The sequence below is a fragment of the Conyzicola sp. genome, from assembly GCF_057073975.1.
On the sequence record NZ_JBXMIS010000054.1, the window covers coordinates 1 to 4571 of the forward strand.

Here is a 4571-nt window from a genome sequence, read left to right on the forward strand (position 1 = left end):
CGTCGACCCCTATGCCGCAGAGAAAGCCGGTGTGCCCCGTGCGGCAGATGCAGAGGATCGGCAGGTCTATGCCGCCGGCGGCATAGATGTCTGCCTCGTAGCGCTCTCCCGCTCCCGGCAGGGGAAGACCGTCGTCGGCGGGCACGCGAACGCTGCTCGGCACGAGCCCGAGCGGCTCGACGACCTCCCTCGTAATCACGGCGCGATAGCTCTGTGGGTGGCCTGGCGGCAGCCCGACGTACTCGTCGAGGGCGAAGCCTCGCACGCGCGACAGGTCGAGCCGCATGGCTGCGAGGGCCGCGTAGGTGCTGAGCGGCGTCGACCCGGTCGCGAGTCCGAGCACGGCATCCGGCGTCGCAGTGACGAGCCGCGCGATGAGGTCTGCGGCGATAGCGCCAGCCTCCTCCGCAGAGCCGACGATGGTGACCTCTGCCATGGCTATGCCTCGACGAGTCCGGCGCCGAGGTGCGCTGCGCCGAGCGCGGCAACCGGTGCGTCGGCCGGAACGAGGGTGATGCGCTCGCCCAGCTCCAGCGAGGTGATGAAGGGCGAGAGCGCCTCCCACTCGGTCACGACGGCTCGCACACCGTCGAGCAGCCGGTCGCCGAGGCGCGAGAGACCGCCGCCGATGACAACGAGGTCGACGTCGACGGTGAGCACGAGGATGCGCACCGAGGCCGCGACGCCCTCGAACAGGCGGCGGCGAATCTCGATCGCACGCTCATCGCCGGCGTCGGCAGCGTCGAGCACCGCCGTGACCGGGTTGTCCTCCCCTGTCGCCCACTGACGGGCGATGCCAGAGCCAGAGGCGACGACCTCGAGACCGCCGCGCTGCCCATCGAGATCGAGCGGTCCGTTCGGGTCGACGAGCACGTGGCCGATCTCGCCAGCCGACCCGCGGGCCCCACGCCACAGCTCTCCCCGCAGCACGAGTCCGGCCGCGAGGCCGGTACCGAGATTCAGATAGGCGATGGATGCCGTGGCCGGCTGGTCGAGGGCGTGGAACGCCCCGATCGCGGCGGCATTCACGTCGTTCTCCACGCGGACGGGCATGCCGAGCCGCTGCCAGAGCACCGGCCCGAGCTCGAGGCGCTCGACGCCGAGGTTGATCGCGTGCGTCACGAGGCCGGTGGCGGCATCCACTGTTCCGGGTATTCCGACCCCGATGGTCGCGAGGGTGTCGACCGCCACTCCGGCCTCGGCCGCAGCACCGGTGATCGCCGCGACCGCAGACTCGACCACGGCGTCAGGGCCGAAGCCCGTTGGCAGGCGCATGCGGCCGGCAACGGCTCCGTCGTGGTCGACGACGACCGCCTCGGTCTTGGTGCCGCCGATGTCGACCCCGACCATCATTCCCCGCGTGCTCATCGCACAGCCTCCTCTAGCCACGCGCCGAGCGCCTGGCCGACGTGCCGCGACGCACCGAAGGTCGCGACGTCTGCATATGTCCTGTCGTCGCTCGGCCAGCCCATGTCGACGACGATCGTGTCGGGGTGGTCGCGGCGGGCGGTGTCGATGATGTCGCGCACCCAGTCACGCCGGTGGTTGTCCTTGCCGACGAGCACGAGCTGGCCGCGCACGGGCGGAAAGGAGTCGCCACGAGAGATGCGCGCGTCGACCGCCGGGCCCCACGGCGCCTGGCCGATGGCGATGTTCGCGGTCGTCTCGATCGCGACGACCGTGCGGTGCGCCCGCACCACAGTGGCCGCGGTCACGTCGAAGGCGGCCGCGGTCGTGCCGAGGTCGAACTGGGGCTCTGCAGAGAAGGTCACCTCGGCCGTACCGCCGAGGGCGCGACCAAGGGAGCTGGTGCGGGCCCCGGCATCCTGCAGCCGTGCCTGCGGCAGAGTGCCGCTCTCGACGGCGTCGAGGAGCGCCTGCTCGATCTGGCCGAGCTGCTCGTCGGTGTTGTCTGTGCCGATGCAGAGCAGGTCGCAGCCCGCGGCGATGGCGCGAACCGCCGCAGCGGGAATGCCGATCTCGCCGCTCGCACCCACCATGTCGAGAGCGTCGCTGACGATGACGCCATCGAAGCCGAGCTCCTCGCGCAGCAGTTGCTGCAGGATGCGGGCAGAGAAGGTCGCAGGATTCGCTGCGTCGAGCTGGGGAAGCATGATGTGCGACGTCATGATCGCGCGGGTTCCTGCCTCGATCGAGGCGGCGAAGGGCACGAGCTCTCGCTCGCGCAACTGCTCGATCGGGAGGTCGACCACGGGGAGCGCGAGGTGCGAGTCCTGAGCGGTGTCGCCATGACCCGGGAAGTGCTTCGCCGCGGCGGCGACCCCGGTCGACTCGAGTCCGCGCACCCACGCGGCACTGTGTCGTGCGACGAGCTTCGGCTCTGAGCCGAAGCTGCGCACGCCGATGACGGGGTTGTCCTGGTTGGAGTTGATGTCGACATCCGGCCCGAAGTCGAGGTTGACGCCGACCTCCCGCAGTTCGCGGCCAACCAGTCGACCGGTGTGCTCGGTGAGCTCGAGGTCGTCGATGCGACCGAGGAGGGCGTTACCCGGGTACGGCGCTCCCTGGGCGTAGTACAACCGGGTCACATCACCGCCCTCCTCGTCGATTGCGATGAGCGAATCGGGATTCGCCTCTCGTATCGCATCGGTGAGTGCGCGCAATTGCTCGCGCGACTCGATGTTGCCGCCGAAGATGCAGACTCCGGCGAGGCCCTCGCGCAGTCGCGCGGCGAGCCAGTCTGGAAGGGTCGTGCCGACGAAGCCGGGAAGCAGCGTCTTGGCAGCGATGCTCACTAGCCCTTCACCGCCCCGGCCACGAGGCCGCTGGTGAGGCGGCCCTGCACGATGAGGAAGAACACGATCACGGGAACGGCGACGAGAGTGGATGCCGCCATCACCTGGCCCCAGTCCGTCTCGCGGGTGGCGCTGGCCTGCACGAATCCGCGCAGCCAGAGCGGCAGCGTGTGCGCCGCCTCGGCGGGCAGCAGCACGAGGGCAACGGTGAACTCGTTCCAGGCCTGGAGGAAGGCGTAGACGCCAGAGGCGACGAGCCCGGGGGCGAGCAGGGGGAAGGTGATGCGCATGAACGCTCCGAACCGGCTGAGCCCGTCGACCATCGCGGCCTCCTCGAGGTCGGCCGGAACGCCGGCGACGAAGCCGCGCAGCATCCAGATCGTGAACGGCACGACGGCGGCGACGTAGATGACGCTCACGCCGATGACCGAGTTGAGCAGGTTGGCGCCGGCGACCATCTTGTACTGGGCGATGAAGAGGCCCTCGGCCGGCAGCATCTGCACCACCAGCACCGCGATGACGAAGCTCGTGCGCCCCCGGAAGCGGAACCGGCTGATGGCGACGGCCGCGAGGAAGGCGAAGACGATGCAGAAGAACACGGCCGTCAGCGTCACGGCGACGCTCATGCCGAGCGCGTTGACGAACGAGCCGTCGGCGAGGACGCCGACGAAGTTCGACGCGGTGCCCGGCACCGGGAAGAAGGTCGGGATGAACGACTGCAGCACGGTGTTGGGAAGGAAGGCCGAGTTGACCATCCAGTACACCGGGAAGATCCAGAGGGCCGCGATGACGATCGCGAGCGCCGAGAGGAGCGGTTTGCGGAATCTCACTGGGCATCCTCCTTGAGCAGGCTGCGGATGTAGAACCAGCTGAGCGCGATGGTGAGCGCGAGCACGAGGATCGAGACGGCGCTTGCCATTCCGAAGTCCTGCGAGCTGGTTCCGAGCTTGTAGATGTAGGTGCCGAGCAGGTCATACTCGCCCGACTTGGATCCGGCATCCTTGAGCATCGTGATCTGCGTGAACACGCGGAGGTCCCAGATGAGCTGCAGCAGCAGCACGATCGAGATGACGGGGCGGATCATCGGAAGGATGATGCCCCAGAACCGCTGCCAGCCGTTCGCGCCGTCGAGCTGCGCTGCCTCCATGACCTCGTCAGAGACCTGGGTGAGGCCGGCGTAGATAGAGAATGCGACGAACGGCACCGACATCCAGATGACGATGATGGATGCCACGACGAAGAACGTCGACGGCTGCGACAGCCAGTCGAAGCGGTTCATCTCGACGCCGGGGATCATGTCGAGCACGTAGTTGATCGCGCCCCTTCGGCGATCGAACAGCCAGATCCAGACGGTCATGGCGGCAACGACCGGCATCGACCAGGCGAGGAGGAGGGAGATCTGCAGGATGAGGCGCGCGGTCTTCGTGATCGCCGTCATGAGCAGCGAGAGCAGGGTGCCGAGTGCAAGGGTGAGGAACGCGGTGACGATGCAGAACACGAGCGAGCGGGCGACGACGGCCCACAGCTCGCCGTTGGTCGCGAGCTCGATGTAGTTGCCGAGGCCGACGAACGGAGCCGGTTTGCCGAACTGCTGGGCGAGACCGTACTCCTGCGTCGAGGTGACGATCTGCCAGATGACGGGGTAGCCCATGCCGAGAAGCAGGATGGCGACGGCGGGGATCAGGAGGAGGTACGGAGTGCGAACCGGACGGCGGCTGATACGGGCGACGGTGGACATGGCGGCTCCTCCTTTCTAGAGGCTTGGTGTGTGTGTGTGGCGGGGGGGGGGGGGGGGGGGGGGGGGAGGGGCGGGGG

Annotated in this window: 5 protein-coding genes; all 5 read right to left on the reverse strand. The window is 68.5% G+C overall.

Annotated features, from left to right (window positions below):
• A partial coding sequence (locus AC14A7_RS04995) for a 6-phosphogluconolactonase (RefSeq protein WP_484006827.1) occupies positions 1-436 on the reverse strand: 436 nt, incomplete at its 3' end.
• A 2-nt stretch (positions 437-438) separates the two neighbouring features.
• Complete coding sequence (locus AC14A7_RS05000) at positions 439-1368, reverse strand: ROK family protein (protein ID WP_484006829.1); 930 nt, start codon at positions 1366-1368, stop codon at positions 439-441.
• Entirely contained in the window at positions 1365-2756 is a 1392-nt protein-coding gene (nagZ, locus tag AC14A7_RS05005; protein ID WP_484006831.1) for a beta-N-acetylhexosaminidase, read from the reverse strand. The genes AC14A7_RS05000 and nagZ overlap by 4 nt, the downstream gene beginning before the upstream one ends.
• The gene (locus AC14A7_RS05010; protein ID WP_484006833.1) at positions 2756-3586 is read right to left on the reverse strand and encodes a carbohydrate ABC transporter permease; all 831 of its coding nucleotides are present in this window, start codon (positions 3584-3586) and stop codon (positions 2756-2758) included. Before AC14A7_RS05010 ends, nagZ begins: the two co-directional genes overlap by 1 nt.
• A complete protein-coding gene (locus AC14A7_RS05015; RefSeq protein ID WP_484006835.1) occupies positions 3583-4494 on the reverse strand; it encodes a carbohydrate ABC transporter permease in 912 nt (303 codons plus the stop codon). Before AC14A7_RS05015 ends, AC14A7_RS05010 begins: the two co-directional genes overlap by 4 nt.
• Between the last annotated feature and the right edge of the window lie 77 nt (positions 4495-4571).

What these genes read in the sequence shown, in the direction of transcription:
- AC14A7_RS05000 (WP_484006829.1), bottom strand. Translation starts at nt 1,368, where the DNA reads ATGAGCACGCGGGGAATGATGGTCGGGGTCGACATCGGCGGCACCAAG.
- AC14A7_RS05015 (WP_484006835.1), bottom strand. Translation starts at nt 4,494, where the DNA reads ATGTCCACCGTCGCCCGTATCAGCCGCCGTCCGGTTCGCACTCCGTAC.